Genomic DNA, 15,316 nt, shown 5'->3' with positions numbered 1-15,316 from the left:
GGTGCTGCCGGTGCTCACGAGGGGGTGTCGGCCCATGGAAGCGTCGGAGCGGATGACCGTGCGGTGGTGGCGGTGGCGGCGCAACGCGCTCAAACGGCGCGTCGACGTCGTCGAAGCCTGGGTCGTGCTCGCCGGCTGGGTGCTCGCCCTCCTGGGCGGACTGGTCGCGGGGGTGACGGCGGCGGGCACGGTCGAGCGGGCCGTCGAACGGCAGCGGGCCGAGAGCCGCCGGGTCACGGCGGTGCTCGTCGAGGACGCGCCCGGCCCGTCACCGGCCCGCGCGGCGAGCGACCACCGGGTGTGGGGGAAGGTGCTGTGGACCGCGCCCGACGGCTCGACGCACCGGGAGGAGGCCCGGGTGGCGGCCAGGGCTCCCGCCGGGAGCACCGTCTCCCTGTGGGTGAACCGGAGCGGCGACATCACGACCCCACCGGTGTCCAGCGGCGAGGCGTGGCTGCACATGGCCATGGGCGGCGCGCTCGCAGGGTTCTTCGCGGGCGGTGCGGTCCTGGGAGCCACATGGGTGACCCGTCTGGCCCTCGACCGGCGGCGCATGGCCCAGTGGGACGCGGAGTGGGAGCGGATCGACACGCGGAGGGGCTGGAAGACGGGCTGAACACGCCGGCACCGCGGCGGTTCCACCGAGCGCGGCCACCGGTTGCCCCGGCGGCATTACGGCCCAGTACCCGCCGGTCGCGTGCGTGGCAGGTGCGGGGTGCTCACTGGCTGTCCCGCCCCGCTGGACGCCATTGAACCCCTGGATGGTCGGCGGTACGTGCCCGCTGGTGGCCGGGCCGGCCGGGACGGCCGGGTTGCCACGGTGCTCATCGGCTGCCCGGCACCGCCGGATCCCATCGCGCTCGCAACGGCCCGGTACCCGGCCCCTGAACCCGGTACCCGACCCCTGACCCGGTCCCCGCTCACGTGCGGCCGACCGTGTCCTGGTCGTCGAGTGCCTCGTGCGCGCCCGAAGGAATCGGCGCCGTCCGTCGGTGGGAGCGTCGGGACAGGCGCGTCGCCAGCGGCTCCGTCCAGCGGGCGGTCAGGGGGCCGAGGAGGACCAGGATGAGGACGTAGGCGGTGGCCAGGGGGCCGAGGGAGGGTTCGATGCCGGAGGTGACGGCGAGCCCGGCGATGACGATGGAGAACTCGCCCCGGGCCACGAGCGTGCCGCCGGCGCGCCAGCGGCCCTTGGGCCCGATTCCGGCGCGCCGCGCGGCCCAGTAGCCCGTGGCGATCTTCGTGGCGGTGGTGACGGCGGCCAGGGCGAGGGCGGGCAGCAGCACGGGCGGAATGCTGGCCGGGTCGGTGTGCAGGCCGAAGAAGACGAAGAACACCGCGGCGAACAGGTCCCGCAGTGGCGCGAGCAGACTCGTCGCGCCCTCGGCGACCTCACCCGACAGCGCGATGCCGACCAGGAACGCGCCCACCGCGGCCGACACCTGCAACTGCTGGGCGAGACCCGCGACCACGAGCGTCACGCCGAGGACGACCAGCAGCAGCTTCTCCGGGTCGTCGCTGGAGACGAAGCGGGAGACGTGGCGGCCGAAACGCACCGCGAGGACCAGCACCACGGTCAGCACACCCACGGCGATGGCCAGGGTGACACCGCCCGCGGCCAGGCCCACCCCGGCCAGCAGGGCCGTGACGATGGGCAGGTACACCGCCATGGAGAGGTCCTCCAGGACCAGGATGCTCAGAACGGCCGGGGTCTCGCGATTGCCCAGCCGCCCCAGGTCTCCGAGGATCTTGGCGATGACGCCGGAGGAGGAGACCCAGGTGACACCGGCCAGGACGACGGCGGCGACCGGGCCCCAGCCGAGCATGAGGGCCAGGACCGCGCCCGGCAGGGCGTTGAGGACGGCGTCGAGGAGCCCGGCCGGGTAGTGGGTCCTGAGGTGGGAGACGAGGTCGGTGGCCGTGTACTCCAGGCCCAGCATGAGCAGCAGCAGGATGACACCGATCTCGGCGCCGACGGCGACGAAGTCCTCGCTGGCGCCCAGCGGCAGCAGCCCGCCCTCCCCGAAGGCGAGCCCGGCCAGCAGGTAGAGGGGGATCGGCGAGAAGCGGAAGCGCCCGGCGAAGCGGCCGAGCAGCCCGAGCCCGAGGATGAGACACCCGAACTCGATCAGGAAGACCGCGGAGGAGTGCATGGCGGGTCACACCCGCCCGAGTATCGCGGCGGCCGCCTCCACGCCCTCGCGGGTCCCGATGACGATCAGGATGTCGCCACCGGCCAGCCGGAAGTCCGGGGTGGGGGAGGGGATCGCCTCCGCCCGGCGCAGCACCGCCACCACGGAGGCACCGGTGTCGGTACGGATCCGGGACTCGCCCAGCAGCCGCCCGTTCCAGTGCGAGGAGCCGGGCAGCTCGATCCGCTCGGCGACGAGCCCCAGGTCGGTGGTGGACAGCAGGTTCGGGGTGTGGTGCGCGGGCATCAGGGCGTCGATGAGCGTGGTCGCCTCCTCCGACGTCAGCCGCACCGAGAGGTCGCAGGCGTCCGGGTCGTCCTCGCGGTAGGCGCTGATCGTCCGGTGCCCGTCGCGGTGTGCGACCACCGAGAGGCGTCGGCTCTCCCGTGTCGTCAGGTCGTAGCGGACCCCTATGCCCGGCAACGGGGTGCTGCTGAGGCGTGGCGCGCTCATCTCCGTCCCCCTTCGGTCGGCCTGCGCGTTCCTGCCTGGGGGCCGCGCCCGGACGAGCGCCCAGATCCGGCCTGTGTGGCTCATCCTAGGCGGCGGGGCGGGACCGTACCCGTCCTGCGTGGGCTATCGGGACGGCTGCGGGAAGGGGGATGCGGACGGGACGGGTGTGGCCGTGGACAGCCGCGCGGTCGCCCCCTCGACCTGCCGGACCGTGCTCTCGCCGGGCCGGTGGCCCGTGCCGGCGCCGGTGGACAGCTGGGACCAGGCGCTCAGGGCCAGGGCGACGGCGGCCGCCGTGGCGACGAACCGTCCCACGCGCCGGACCCTGGCACGGCGGTCCAGGTCCCGCCACGCCACGCGGACCCACAGGTCCTCGGGCTGCCACAGGTCACCGACGGCGTGCGGGGGTTGGAGCCGCAGCCCCGCCGCCCTCTCCTCGGCGGAGGGCTCCCTGGGCGCGGAGGCGCGTATGGCGGACTCGCTGTCCGTGAGGAACCTCAGCCACACGTCGTCGGGGACCGGGGGAACGCCGCGCGGCTCGTGGGGAGTTCCCCGCCCGTCCGGCTCATCGGTGGTCACGTCCCGTCATCCCCTCTCCGACCGTCGGCCCGATCACTGCTCAGCGCAAGATCAGTATGCCGCCCGGGCCCCGGAGCCGCCGCCCCGCCGGCGCCCGCGCAGCGCGTCCGAGACCGAGTTGGAACGTGCCGTACGGCGGAAGCACCGGGCGGCGCTCCCGCCGTACGGGTCAGACCGCGGCCGGCAGGACGTGGTCGCCGACCTTGTCGGTGCTCAGGCACAGCGAGCAGACGACGGCGTCGTGCGTCAGGCAGGCGGCCACGTCCGGCCGCTCGAACTGCTGCCGGCACACATGGCACTCGTAGGTGACGGCGCTGGGATTGCCGTCCTCGTCCAGGAGGGGCTCGGCGATGCCGTCGTCGGTGCGCCGCAGGTAGTACCTGCCCTTGGTGAACACGGCCATCAGCGGCGTGAGGACGAAGGCGATGACGGCCGCGGCGACTGGGGAGTACGGCTGGAGCGTGTCGCCCAGGGCGTGGAAGTACATGGCGATGGACAGCCCCGAGGCGGCGACGAAGGAGACGACCCCGACCGGGTTGACGGCGTAGAGCATGCCGCGGCGGAACTCCGGGGCGTGCGGGGACAGCTTCAGCACGTACTTGTTGATGCCGATGTCGGTGGCCACGGTGACCACCCAGGCGATCGCGCAGTTCGAGTAGAAGCCCAGGATGCCGTTGAGGAAGCTGAACATGTCGGCCTCCATCAGCGCGAGCGCGAAGCCCAGGTTGACCAGGACGAAGACCATCCGGCCCGGGTAGCGCCGGGTGACCCGGGTGAAGGAGTTGGTCCAGGCGAGGGAGCCGGAGTACGCGTTCGTCACGTTGATCTTGATCTGGCTGATCACGACCAGGGCCACGGCCAGCGGGAGGACGATCCAGGACGGCATCATCGCGTCGAAAGCGTGCTTGAACTGCTGGATCGGCTCGGGCGCGGCGGAGGCACCGACCTCGGCGATGATGTACACCGCGAGGAACACGCCGATGGCCTGCTTCAGCGCGCCCAGCACCACCCAGCCCGGACCGGCCATCACCACGGCCGTCCACCAACTACGCTTGTTCGCCTCGGTCTTGGGCGGCATGAAGCGCAGGTAGTCGATCTGCTCGCCGATCTGCGCGATCAGCGACAGGCACACGCCCGCGCCGAGCAGCACGGAGGCGGTGTTGACGCCGCCGTCCCCGTCGGTGCCCGCGTAGGCGAGGAAGCGGTCGACGCTGCCCGGGTCGGTGGCGACCAGGTAGACCAGGGGGCCGACCATCAGCAGCAGCCAGACCGGGGTGGTCCACACCTGGAGCTTGCTCAGCGCCGCCATGCCGTAGATCACCAGGGGGATCACCATCAGAGTGGAGACCAAGTAGCCCAGCCAGAGCGGCAGTCCGAGGCCCAGCTTCAGGCCCTGGGCCATGATCGAGCCTTCGAGGGCGAAGAAGATGAAGGTGAAGCTGGCGAAGATGACGCTGGTGAGGACCGAGCCGAAGTAGCCGAAGCCGGAGCCGCGGGTGATCAGGTCCAGGTCGATGTTGTAGCGGGCGCCGTAGTAGGCGAGCGGGAAGCCGGTCACGAAGATGACGACGGCGGCGACGCCGATCGCGAGCAGCGCGTTGCCGGTGCCGTGGGCCAGGCCGATGCCGGCCCCGATGGAGAAGTCGGCCATGTAGGCGATGCCGCCGAGCGCGGTCGTCGCCACCACCATCGGGGTCCAGCGCCGGTAGCTGCGCGGCGCGAAGCGGAGCGTGTAGTCCTCGAGGGTCTCCTTGACGGCCTGATCCGTGCCCGGCGCTGCCTGCTGTGCGGGTTCCGGCTCGGTGACTTCGGCCAGTCGTGGCTCGGTACTCATGCCACGCCTCCTTGCTGCGGGTTGGGGACTGACAAGGCAGGCACGGTAGGCAGCGGTCGTTACCCCTAAATACTTCCTGCGTGAAGGGAATGTTTCGGAGCCATCTCACCCGGTGCCGACGGCTGTCTACGGCACCCCCAGCACGAACAGCACATATCCCGCGTACGACCCGGAAGCCAACGCGGCCATGCCGAGGACCGTGGCCAGGGACGGCCATCTGAGCCGGCGCATCGCGAGAGCGAGAGGGACGAACAGCGGGAAGAGCGGGAGCAGATAGCGCGAGACGTTGCCGAAGTACTGCTGGGTGGTCATCACCATGAGGTAGGAGAGGACCGTGTAGACGACGAGCACGGCAGGCGGCCGAAGGCGCACCAGCAGCACGGTCAGCACCGGCACCATCAGCACCACGCAGACGCCGATGACATCCTCGAACGGCATCGCGAAGAGGTAGTCGAAGTGACCGACCGGGATGGACGTCAGCACGTTGAACGAGTGGACCCCCCAGTCGAACTTGTGGGCCCAGGCGCCGTCCTGGAGCTTGGAGTAGCCGTTGATGTCGCCCATGCGGTAGTTGACCCAGGCGAGGTAGCCGAACAGGCCCAGCGGGGCGATGGCCACGGCGGCGAGCGGACGGCGCACCCCGTCCTCGCGCCGGCGCAACGACAGCACCGCGGCGACGGCGAGGGCGGCGACGAGCGCGACAGCGGTGGGCCGGCACAGCCCGGCCGCGCAGGTCAGCAGACCGGCGGTGAGCCAGCGGCGGGTCATGACGGCGTGACAGGCCCACGCGGCGAGGGCCGTGTAGAGGGACTCCGAGTAGCCCGACCACTCCGTGCCCGAGCCGGGCCACACCGCCCACAGCCCGGCCGAGACCAGACCGGCCCGGTGGCCGCCCAGGCGCTTCGTCACGGCGTAGATGCCGAGCGCGGCGGCGAACGAGGCCAGGACGGAGACCGTCAGGCCGGCGCCGTACAGGCCGAGTCCGGTGCACTCCGAGACCAGCCGCATCAGCGTCGGGTACAGCGGGAAGAACGCCGCCGAGTTGCCCTCCAGCGTGATCAGGCCCGTCGCGCCCGGGACCGGCTCGAGGGCCGGGTCGTACCCGTGCTCGGCGATCTGCTGGTACCACCAGCCGTCCCAGCTGGCCAGGACGTCCCAGGCGTGCTCGCCGCCACCGAAGCGGGGGTTCTTCCTACGGAAGTCGCCCGCGGAGTCCAGCAGGTACATGAAGACGGCGAAGCCGGCCAGCTTCAGCACGCCGTACGTCAGCAGCACAGGCCCGTAGCGCACGGCGGCGGCGCGCAGCCGCAGACGGAACTCCCGGGGGCCGCGCGGGACTTCGGGGCGGTCGACGCCGGAGGGCGGGCGGCGCAGCTGGACGGTGCTCATGGGGCGGAGGGTCCTGTCGTACGGCGGGCCGGGAACACCCAGGCCCGCAAGAGGAGGAAGCGCAGCAGCGTCGCGGCCAGGTTGGCGGCGATCAGCGTCACCAGCTCGATCCGGCGGCCGGCCCCGGGCGCGCTGTGGTGGAGGACGGCCAGCGAACCGCTGGTCAGGGACAGCCCGACCAGGAAGGCGGCGAGGCCCTTGAGGTGGTGGCGCAGGGCGCCGCCGCGACCCCGGACCCCGAAGGTGAGCCGCCGGTTGGCCGCCGTGTTGGCGATCGCGCTGGCGAGCAGGGCGAGCGCGTTGGCGGCCTGGGCTCCCGTCGCGGGTCTGAGCACGGTGTACAGGAGCAGGTAGCACAGGGTGCTGGCGGCACCGACGGCGGCGAAACGCACCAGCTGCCGGGCCAGGCCCGGGGGCAGTTGCCCGTCGAGGTCGCCGCCGCTGCGGCGCAGCGCGGTCAGCGGCAGCCTGCCGCAGGCCAGGGCCCGGCCGAGCCTGGCCATGCCCCGCAGATCGGCCAGGGCCGTGGACAGGATGTGGACCCGGCTGTCGGGGTCGTCCACCCAGTCCACCGGCACCTCGTGGATCCGCAGCCCCGCGCGCTCGGCGATCACCAGCAGCTCGGTGTCGAAGAACCACTCGCGGTCCTTCACCAGCGGCAGCAGCCGTTCGGCGACGTCCCGCCGCACCGCCTTGAACCCGCACTGCGCGTCGGAGAACCCCACGGCGAGCGTGGAGCGCAGCAGCCCGTTGTAGCAGCGGGAGATGATCTCCCGTTTCGGGCCGCGCACCACCCGCGAGCCACGGGCCAGCCGGGTGCCGATGGCGATGTCCGAGTGGCCCGAGATCAGCGGTGCGACCAGCGGCAGCAGCGCGGCGAGGTCGGTGGACAGGTCCACGTCCAGATACGCGAGCACCGGGGCGCGGGAGCGTGACCACGCGGTGTACAGCGCACGGCCCCGCCCCTTCTCGTCGAGCCGGATCCAGTCCGTGCCGGGCAGTTCCGCGGCCAGCCGTGCGGCGATCCGCGGGGTCCCGTCGGTGCTGGCGTTGTCGGCGATGGTGATGCGGAAGGCGTAGGGGAAGGTCTCGCAAAGGTGCGCGTGCAGCCGCCGGACGCAGGGCTCCAGTCCGCTCTCCTCGTTGTACACGGGAACGACCACGTCGAGAACGGGGTCCGGGTGGTGCGCGGGCAGGGGCGCCCGGCGCGGCAACGCGGACGGCTCGGGTATCGGGCGGTCGATCAGGGCCGACCGCCGTACGGTTCGCATGGCTGTCTCACGGTCTCTTTCTGGCGCGGGGCATGCCCCGCGCGCCGGTTCTCGGGCATGCCGAAGGCGCCCGTGGCGGGTGGTGCGGTGAGGGGTTCGGGGCGAAGTCGCCCCTGACGGGAAGGGCCGCTCAGGCGGCTACTCGGTGGAGGCCGCTACGGAGGGTTCCTCGGAGTCCAGTGCGGACGGAGGGACCGTCGTCGGTGTCGGGGAGGGCGGAGGCGCGGGCGTCGTCGCGACGGTACGGCTCTCGGAGGCCGTGGCCGTCGGCGTGGGGTCGACCGGCTCGCTCGTCGTCCCGGACGGTGTGCTGCCGCCGGTCGTCGTCGCGGGCAGGTTCGTCTCGGGCTGCTGGGTCGGAGGGGGGCTCGTCCTCGACGGCTCCGTCGTCGGCGTGCTGTCCGGCGAGGCCGTCGGGCTCGTCGCCGGCTGCGGCCGGTGATCGGCGGGCTGGGCCCGGGTGAGCATGCTGGGCAGCAGGGCCAGCCCGACACTGAGCCCGGCCACCGCCACGGCGGAGCCGCCCGCCTTCCACAACAACCGCGACCGGCGGCGGGCCCGGATGCCCGCGTGCAGCCGCTGCCGGTGCGCGGGCTCGTAGGGGGAGTGCTGCTGGGTGTCGCGCATCAGCCGCGACAGGTCCCGCTCGAAGTCGTCCATCGGTTCTCCTTTCACCCCACGGGCCTGACGGCGTCGGACAGGATCTGGCGGAGCCGCGCGACTCCGCGTGACGCATGGGACCGGGCGGTGCCCACCGGGCAGCCCAGGGCCTGGGCGACCTGGGCCTCGGGCAGGTCCTCGTAATAGCGCAGCACCACCGCGGCCCGCTGCTTCGGCGACAGCAGGGCCAGCGCGGCCTCCAGCCGCGAACGCTCCGCGACGGCGGACGACATGTCGCCCGGGTGGGCCCGGTCGGGCAAGTGCTCCACCGGGCGCTCCCCCCACCAGCGCCGCCTCGCCGAGCGGGCCGCCAGCCGCACCAGCACCGTGCGGACGTACGCCTCGGGGGCCTGTTCGGCGACCTTCGGCCAGGCGAACCACAACTTGACCAAGGCCTCCTGCACCAGATCCTCGGCACGCTGCCGGTCGCCCCCCGTGAGCAGACGCGCGACATGGAGCAGCGCCGACCAACGGGCGGCCGCGAACTCGTCGAAGCCGTCCGCCCGAACCTGCTCCATCCTCACCGTCCTGCGTCTCAGTGGCCCCCTACACCTCTCAGAAGACGCTGGACCCCGCCGCACGATGCACTCGGAACCTGTGATCCACCTCACCCTCGCGAGGCCGGCCGCGGACATGCAAAAGGGCCCGTGCAAGGCACGGGCCCTTCCGTTCGGCCGCCGGGCCGCCGTAACCGTCGGGTCAGCGGGCTCCCGGGCCGCCGCTGCCGAAGCCACCGCTGCTGCCCCCGTTCCAGCGCGGACGCGTCTGCGAGGCGCTGGTCCGGTCGCTCTGGTTGCCGTGCCCCTTCAACTCGTGCGGCGTCAGGCGCTCCTGGCTCCTCGGCATCTCGTCGGGCTCCCGGCGCTCCTGGGTCTCGCGGACCGGGCCGCCGTCGGGGAGCCTGGGCTGCTCGTCGGGCAGCGGCGGGCGCCGGCGCTTGTGCCGCAGGCCCAGGATGAAGGCGCCCAGCAGCAGGGCCACGACCAGCAGACCCGTCACGACGAACCCGAAGCCGGGGGCGTCCCCGCCCGCGGCCATCTCCATCCATGCGTTATCCATGGCACGCGGGTACCCCCGGTCCCCTCCGTGAACCCGCTGGACACAGGCGGCCGCGGTACCGGACGGAACCCATGGGAACACCGGGTTTGACCGGCATCCACCGGGGCTACCCGCGCGGTGTGACTTCGACGACATCCCAGCAGGAGCTGTTCCGGTTCCTGGAGGACCGTTTCGCCTGTGCGCAGGCGTGCACCGAGTGCGCGCGGGCCTGCGCGCTGCGCGCCAGCCTCGTGGATCCCGACGGCACCGAGAACCAGGAACTCGTACGACGCAAGGGCATCATGTGCGCGGAGGTCTGCGACGCGACCTGCCGTGTGCTGTCCGAGCAGAACCAGGTGGACGAGAGCAGCATCCGGATCCAGGTGGAGTGGTGCCGGACCGTGTGCCTCGAGGCCGCCCATGTCTTCGACCGGCAACCAGGAGCGGAGGACTCGGCGGCGGCATGCCGTGCGTGCGCACGCGCGTGCACGGACTTCCTCGCCACCCTGAACTGACAACGCCATTCCCAATTTCTGAAACACGTTCTACGGTGTGCGCCGACAGGACCGGTCTTGGGAGCCTGGAGGCGCCGTGCACCTCGAATACACGCCCGAGCAGCAGCGGCTGCGCACCGAACTGCGGTCCTACTTCGCCGAACTGGTCCCGGACCACATGTATGCCCGGCACGGCGATCCCGCCACCCAGAAGCGGTTCTACCGCCAGACCATCCGGCGGCTCGGGACGGACGGCTGGCTCGGCGTGGGCTGGCCGAAGGAGTACGGCGGGCGCGGGCTGACGGCCATGGAGCAGTTCATCTTCTTCGACGAGGCCGCCCAGGCCGGCGTCCCGCTGCCGCTCATGGCGCTGAACACCGTCGGCCCGACGATCATGCGGTACGGCACCGACGAGCAGAAGACGTACTTCCTGCCGAAGATCCTCTCCGGAGAGATCGACTTCGCCATCGGCTACAGCGAGCCGGGCGCGGGCACCGACCTCGCGTCCCTGCGCACCAGGGCGGTCCGGGACGATGGGGGCACCTCCCGCTCGAGCGAAGCCGAGAGTGGGGGAGAGTACGTCGTAGACGGCCAGAAGATCTGGACGACCAACGGCGACACGGCCGACTGGGTGTGGCTGGCCGTGCGCACCGACCCGCAGGCCCCGCCGCACAAGGGCATCACCATGCTCCTGGTGCCGACCACCGACCCCGGCTACTCCTGCACCCTGATCAACACCCTCGCCTCGCACGACACCACCGCCAGCTACTACGAGAACGTCCGCGTGCCCGTCTCCCACCGGGTCGGCGCCGAGAACCAGGGCTGGCGGCTGATCACCAACCAGCTCAACCACGAGCGCGTGACCCTGGCCGCCCACGGCACCATGGCGATCCGCGCCCTGCACGACGTGCAGCGCTGGGCGATGGAGACCAAGCTCGCCGACGGCCGCCGCGTCGTCGATCTGCCCTGGGTACGCCGCCTCCTGGCCCGCACCCACACCCGGCTGGACGCGCTGAAACTGCTCAACTGGCGGATGGTCGGCGCGGTCCAGGACGGCACCCTCACCCCGCAGGACGCCTCCGCCGTCAAGGTCTACGGCTCCGAGGCCCGGCGCGACGCCTACGCCTGGCTCATGGAGATCGTCGCGGCCCCCGGCGCCCTGAAGGAGGGCTCGGCCGGCGCGGTCCTGCACGGCGAACTGGAACGCGGTTACCGCTCGGCGGTCATCTTCACCTTCGGCGGCGGCAACAACGAGATCCAGCGGGAGATCATCTCGTGGATCGGGCTGGGGATGCCGAGGGTGCGGCGCTGACGGGTGTGACCCCCGACGCCGGTCGCACATGCGGACGTGAAGCGGCCGGGGCCCGGTTCCCTCACCGGGCCCCGGCCGCCAGGCCTGGCAGGCCCCCAAAAAACCGTGCCTACTGAACGAGCTCCCAGTCCTGGGATCCGTCCGTGAGCGCGTTCTGCAAGGTCAGCTGCGCCCCGGCGGACGCGCCGGTCAGGTACAGGTTCGGGTTCTTGAGGGACTGCAGCTTGTAGAACCCGTCGTCGGTCTTGACGAGGTTCCAGCTGCCCGTGGCGCTGTTGTCCACCCACTGCCCGATCTTCTGTCCGGCCGTCGCGTTCCCGGTCCAGATCGCTGCCGCGCGTCCGCCCGACTTGTTCAGCAGCGTCTTGCCGCCGTTCGGTTCCGTCACGATGTGCCAGTACTGCGTGTCCGGGTCGCCCGCGGAGCCGGGGGCCTCCAGACGGACATCGGGAACGTCGCCGTTGCCGAGGTTGGCGTCGTTGCTGTTGTTCCCGGTGCCGATCACCTGGTCGGTCTTGCGGTTGACCAGCTGGTGGTAGGCGCCGTCGGAGTCGCCGAGGTCGACCTCGGCGAACTTGAGGGTGGAGGTGCCCTGGTTGTTGAGGATCGAGACGCGGCCGGTGTCTTCGACGTACGTCAGGTTGCGGCTGTAGCCGGCCTGGGATGTCGTCTGGTACTCCTTCCATTCACCGTCGCTGCGTCCGCTCTCGTTGACCCAGACACTGCCGCTGCCCGCGGCGTTGTAGACCAGACGCCCGCCGGGGAGCTTGATGAGGACCGGGCTGCCGCCCATCGAAAGCGTGCGTGAACCGGTGTCGACCGGCAGTGAGTTGACCCCCGTGCCGGTCGGCGAGCCGGTGTAGAACTTCAGTGGGTCGTCGGCGAGCCGGTAGCGGGTGTTGGCCCCGCCGCCCCAGTACTCGTAGGTGAGCAGCCACTTGCCGTCCGTCGTGCGGACGACGTTCGTCATGCCCGGCCGGCCGCCGCCGATCTCCGTCTTGCCGCCGCCCATGTCCTGGGTCAGTCCCGCGATGTCGACGACGGGGTTGCTCCACTGCGAGCGGCCGTCCCAGGTCTTGTGCACGAGGATCTGGCCCAGCGAGTCCTTGGCGGTGTCGTTCGCCGGGTCCAGGGTCGGGACGCCGGTGGTGGGGTCGAAGCCGGTGTAGTCGTTCTCGTCGGAGTAGTAGCAGACGAGCTTGCCCTTGTGGACCATCAGGTACGGCTCCCAGAGCGGGTCCACCTGCTTGTTCGTGTTGGCGTTCGCGATGTTCTGCCCGGTCGCGCCCGCGCTGCCGCCCTGCCAGCCGCCCGTCGCGACGATGTTGAGGACCTTCCAGGTCGCGCCGTCGTCCGTGCTGGAGTACAGGGCGATCGCCATGTCCTTGCGGTCCCCGTCGTTGGACGGGATCCAGTCGGGATCGGCTGCCTTGTGCTCCTTGTAGTAGTAGTCGTCGCCCGAGACGACACTCGCGAGGAGCAGGGTGCCCTGCTTCAGGTCCCCGACATCCTGCGGGAGCGCGTAGAGGTAGGGGTTGGTCCAGTTGCTGGTGTACTTGGCGTACTTGGGGTCGGTGGAGAGGTACGCCGGGGCCTTGACCTCGGACAGGGGCTGCCAGGTCGTGCCGTCGTCGTCGCTCTTGTACACCGGGAGGGTCTGCTTGTCGGCACTTCCCGTCTCCGTCACGACGGTGGACTTCTCGAACGACGCGACCAGACGCCCGCTCGGCAGCTGCGCCGACTTGGGGTAGACCGCGCAGTTGCCGCGCCCCTTCAGGCACGGTTCGCCGCCGAGCTGGTACAGCGTCCCGCCCGTCGGGTTGTACGCCTGCGCACCGGACACGGGTATGGCCAGCAGCGCGGTCGCGGCGGTGAAGGTGCCCAGCGCCTTCCCCACTCTTCTTCTCTGCATGGTTCCTCCAACTTGCTTACGGGGCTGGGGTGGTGTCGGCGGACACGAGGACGCGTACATCCCACGGGTCCAGGTCCAGCAGGGTGCCGCCCGGTACGGGGGCCTCGGTCAAGACGTCGGACAGGTTCACCGGAACCTGGACGCGTGCGGGCTCCCAGCTCCAGTTGTGCACGATGTGCACGCGGCGGCCGTCGGGTGACGTACCGGTCGTCGCGGTCACGGACGCGGGCAGCCCCTGCCATCCGTCGCGCGAGGCCGGAGCGATCCAGGCGGCCAGTGCCCGGGCGAGGTCGCGGCCCGGCACGGTGCCCACGCACGTGACGCGCCCTGTGCCGTGGCGGCGGGTGGTGAGGGCCGGCCAGCGGCCGAAGTGCGGGTGTTCGTACGAGGCCAGCACGTCGGCGTCGATGACGGTGAGCCCCTCGATCCAGTGCGTCGCCGTCGCGTCCGCGGGCACATCGAGCGGACTGCCGTGGGCGGTGCGGACGGTGACGTCCCGGGTGAGGTTGCTGAACTCGTCGTACCGGACGCCCGCTGCTTCCGTGAGACGCCCGGGGGCCGGTTCGTGCCGGGCGCGGGCCTCGTGGTCGGCGTAGGCGGTGCGTGGGCCGAGTACGAGGTGACCGCCCGCGTGGGCGTAGGCCGCGAGCCAGTCGACCGTGGAGTCGTCGACGACGTACAGAGCCGGGGCGATCAGGACCGGGTGGCGTCGCACCGCCTCCTCGGGGGTCATCCCTTCCCGCCGGCCGCTCGGGTCGTGCAGCTGCCGGGCGTGGACGATCCGCACCTGGCGGCCCGCGTCGAAGGCACCCCGGTAGAAGGGGTCGAAGACGCGGTGGTAGGAGGACGGGTCGGGGGCGCCGTCCGGCTTGGACAGCGGCGGGTACTTCTGCATCAGCCACTTGCTCGGCATCGAGTAGACCATCGCGATGTCGGCGTCCGGCTCGATCCCGGCGACGAGCGGCCCCGCCTTGTCGAACTCGGCCCCCAGGCGGGCGATTTCGGCGTACGTCCGGCCCGGCTGCCCGCTGTGCGGGAGGACACCGCCCCAGTAGGTCTCCGCGCCGAAGCGCAGGGTCTGCCACTGCCAGTACTCGATCATCCGGGCGCCGCGCGCCACATGCGCCCAGGCCGCCTGCCGCCACTGGCCGTCGTATCCGGGGCGGTTGTCCCAGCAGAAGCCGATGGAGTTCGCGTTGGTCTCGGTGACCAGGAACGGCTCCTGGCGGGAGGAGAACATCCAGTCGGCGGTCTGGTACATCGACCAGACTCCGGTGGTCTTCCAGATCTGCTCGTGCTCGTCCGGCGTGGGGTCGGGGAGCAGCAGGCCGTCCTGCATGTCGTAGTAGGGGTTGCCGGAGGCGACGTCGAGGCGGTCCGACATCTCGTCGTCCTCGACCCCGTTGCGGGTGTAGGAGATGCAGGTGGTGACGAACTGCCCGGGCCGGGCGTACTCGCGGACGATGTCGGCCTGCCAGCCGATGAACTCGGTGACCTGCCGGGCCTGGAACTCCCGCCAGGCGACGTCGTACTGGGGCTGTTCGTTGCCGTCCGGGGTCCACAGGTCGGCCCAGGTGGACAGGCGGTGCGACCAGTAGACCAGGCCCCACTCGCGGTTGAGGGTCTCGACGTCGCCGTACTTGTCGCGCAGGTGGTCCACGAAGCGCTGGAAGACACCGTGGTTGTGGAAGAGGTGCAGGCCGGGCTCGTTGTCCACCTGCCAGCCGATGACCGCCGGGTGGTCGGCGTACCGGGCGACGATCTTGCGGATGACGCGCTCCGCGTGGAAGCGGAAGGCGGGGTGGGTGAAGTCGGCCTCCTGACGGGCGCCCCAGCCGACGCGTTCGCCGGTGCGCCGCTCGCCCGTGATCTCCGGGTACTGGCGGGCCAGCCACGGCGGCACGGCGTAGGTCGGCGTACCGAGGACGACGGACATGCCGCGTTCGTGGGCGCCGTCGAGGACCGGCTGGAGCCAGTCGAGGTCGAACGTCCCGTTCTCCGGCTCCCAGGTCGACCAGACCGATTCACCGACCCTGATGACGGTGAACCTGGCCTCGGCCATCAGGTCGAGGTCGGTCTTCAGCCGTTCGTCGGGCCGCAGTTCGGGGTCGTAGGCGGGTGTGTACTCGTGGTAGTACGCGGCGCCGAACAGGACGCGGGCGGGCAGATCCGCCATGAGGGG

Annotated in this window: 14 protein-coding genes; 3 read left to right on the top strand and 11 right to left on the bottom strand. The window is 71.4% G+C overall.

Annotated elements, in window-relative coordinates; genetic code table 11:
- Positions 1-34 precede the first annotated feature (34 nt).
- Positions 35-616, top strand: a complete 582-nt coding sequence (locus tag CEB94_RS03345) for an Rv1733c family protein (protein ID WP_246111696.1) — start codon at positions 35-37, stop codon at positions 614-616.
- A gap of 304 nt (positions 617-920) precedes the next feature.
- Here CEB94_RS03345 and CEB94_RS03340 read toward each other — a convergent pair whose 3' ends face one another.
- The 9 genes from CEB94_RS03340 to CEB94_RS03300 all read right to left on the bottom strand — a co-directional run bounded on the left by CEB94_RS03340 (position 921) and on the right by CEB94_RS03300 (position 9,437).
- Entirely contained in the window at positions 921-2,153 is a 1,233-nt protein-coding gene (locus tag CEB94_RS03340; RefSeq protein ID WP_175430733.1) for a cation:proton antiporter, read from the bottom strand.
- A gap of 6 nt (positions 2,154-2,159) precedes the next feature.
- A complete protein-coding gene (locus CEB94_RS03335; protein ID WP_175430732.1) occupies positions 2,160-2,645 on the bottom strand; it encodes a cation:proton antiporter regulatory subunit in 486 nt (161 codons plus the stop codon).
- Positions 2,646-2,768: 123 nt separating this feature from the next.
- Positions 2,769-3,224, bottom strand: a complete 456-nt coding sequence (locus tag CEB94_RS03330; RefSeq protein ID WP_175430731.1) for a hypothetical protein — start codon at positions 3,222-3,224, stop codon at positions 2,769-2,771.
- A gap of 169 nt (positions 3,225-3,393) precedes the next feature.
- Positions 3,394-5,058, bottom strand: a complete 1,665-nt coding sequence (locus CEB94_RS03325) for a purine-cytosine permease family protein (protein WP_175430730.1) — start codon at positions 5,056-5,058, stop codon at positions 3,394-3,396.
- 126 nt (positions 5,059-5,184) lie between these two features.
- Positions 5,185-6,447, bottom strand: a complete 1,263-nt coding sequence (locus CEB94_RS03320; protein ID WP_246111695.1) for a glycosyltransferase family 39 protein — start codon at positions 6,445-6,447, stop codon at positions 5,185-5,187.
- Positions 6,444-7,718 carry a bifunctional glycosyltransferase family 2/GtrA family protein gene (locus tag CEB94_RS03315; protein WP_175430729.1) on the bottom strand — a complete coding sequence of 425 codons (1,275 nt, stop codon included), beginning with the start codon at positions 7,716-7,718 and terminating at the stop codon, positions 6,444-6,446. Before CEB94_RS03315 ends, CEB94_RS03320 begins: the two co-directional genes overlap by 4 nt.
- 138 nt (positions 7,719-7,856) lie before the next feature.
- The gene (locus CEB94_RS03310) at positions 7,857-8,378 is read right to left on the bottom strand and encodes a superantigen-like protein SSL4 (protein ID WP_175430728.1); all 522 of its coding nucleotides are present in this window, start codon (positions 8,376-8,378) and stop codon (positions 7,857-7,859) included.
- Positions 8,379-8,389: 11 nt separating this feature from the next.
- Complete coding sequence (locus CEB94_RS03305; protein WP_175430727.1) at positions 8,390-8,896, bottom strand: SigE family RNA polymerase sigma factor; 507 nt, start codon at positions 8,894-8,896, stop codon at positions 8,390-8,392.
- 181 nt (positions 8,897-9,077) lie between these two features.
- Positions 9,078-9,437, bottom strand: coding sequence for a DUF6479 family protein (locus tag CEB94_RS03300; protein WP_175430726.1), 360 nt, complete (start codon positions 9,435-9,437; stop codon positions 9,078-9,080).
- A gap of 119 nt (positions 9,438-9,556) precedes the next feature.
- On the opposite strand from CEB94_RS03300, the gene CEB94_RS03295 reads away from it, so the two are divergent.
- Both CEB94_RS03295 and CEB94_RS03290 read left to right on the top strand, forming a co-directional pair.
- Entirely contained in the window at positions 9,557-9,931 is a 375-nt protein-coding gene (locus tag CEB94_RS03295; protein WP_246111694.1) for a four-helix bundle copper-binding protein, read from the top strand.
- 76 nt (positions 9,932-10,007) lie between these two features.
- Complete coding sequence (locus CEB94_RS03290) at positions 10,008-11,222, top strand: acyl-CoA dehydrogenase family protein (protein WP_175430724.1); 1,215 nt, start codon at positions 10,008-10,010, stop codon at positions 11,220-11,222.
- 109 nt (positions 11,223-11,331) lie between these two features.
- Here the strand turns inward: CEB94_RS03290 and CEB94_RS03285 are convergent, their stop codons facing one another.
- Both CEB94_RS03285 and CEB94_RS03280 read right to left on the bottom strand, forming a co-directional pair.
- Positions 11,332-13,134 (bottom strand): RICIN domain-containing protein, encoded by a 1,803-nt coding sequence (locus CEB94_RS03285; RefSeq protein ID WP_175430723.1) that lies wholly within the window; start codon positions 13,132-13,134, stop codon positions 11,332-11,334.
- Between the two features lie 16 nt (positions 13,135-13,150).
- The gene (locus CEB94_RS03280) at positions 13,151-15,310 is read right to left on the bottom strand and encodes a beta-galactosidase (protein ID WP_175430722.1); all 2,160 of its coding nucleotides are present in this window, start codon (positions 15,308-15,310) and stop codon (positions 13,151-13,153) included.
- Positions 15,311-15,316: the final 6 nt, after the last annotated feature.

It is taken from the genome of Streptomyces hawaiiensis, from assembly GCF_004803895.1.
GTDB lineage: Bacteria > Actinomycetota > Actinomycetes > Streptomycetales > Streptomycetaceae > Streptomyces > Streptomyces hawaiiensis.
The sequence above is the reverse complement of the archived record's forward strand: the minus strand, read 5'-3'. Positions and strand labels throughout refer to the sequence as shown.

Bases quoted from the DNA above. Each gene is read 5' to 3' on its own strand.
- CEB94_RS03345 (WP_246111696.1), top strand. From the start codon at position 35: ATGGAAGCGTCGGAGCGGATGACCGTGCGGTGGTGGCGGTGGCGGCGC.
- CEB94_RS03300 (WP_175430726.1), bottom strand. From the start codon at position 9,437: ATGGATAACGCATGGATGGAGATGGCCGCGGGCGGGGACGCCCCCGGC.
- CEB94_RS03310 (WP_175430728.1), bottom strand. From the start codon at position 8,378: ATGGACGACTTCGAGCGGGACCTGTCGCGGCTGATGCGCGACACCCAG.
- CEB94_RS03285 (WP_175430723.1), bottom strand. From the start codon at position 13,134: ATGCAGAGAAGAAGAGTGGGGAAGGCGCTGGGCACCTTCACCGCCGCG.
- CEB94_RS03340 (WP_175430733.1), bottom strand. From the start codon at position 2,153: ATGCACTCCTCCGCGGTCTTCCTGATCGAGTTCGGGTGTCTCATCCTC.
- CEB94_RS03280 (WP_175430722.1), bottom strand. From the start codon at position 15,310: ATGGCGGATCTGCCCGCCCGCGTCCTGTTCGGCGCCGCGTACTACCAC.
- CEB94_RS03320 (WP_246111695.1), bottom strand. From the start codon at position 6,447: ATGAGCACCGTCCAGCTGCGCCGCCCGCCCTCCGGCGTCGACCGCCCC.
- CEB94_RS03325 (WP_175430730.1), bottom strand. From the start codon at position 5,058: ATGAGTACCGAGCCACGACTGGCCGAAGTCACCGAGCCGGAACCCGCA.
- CEB94_RS03315 (WP_175430729.1), bottom strand. From the start codon at position 7,718: ATGCGAACCGTACGGCGGTCGGCCCTGATCGACCGCCCGATACCCGAG.
- CEB94_RS03305 (WP_175430727.1), bottom strand. From the start codon at position 8,896: ATGGAGCAGGTTCGGGCGGACGGCTTCGACGAGTTCGCGGCCGCCCGT.
- CEB94_RS03335 (WP_175430732.1), bottom strand. From the start codon at position 2,645: ATGAGCGCGCCACGCCTCAGCAGCACCCCGTTGCCGGGCATAGGGGTC.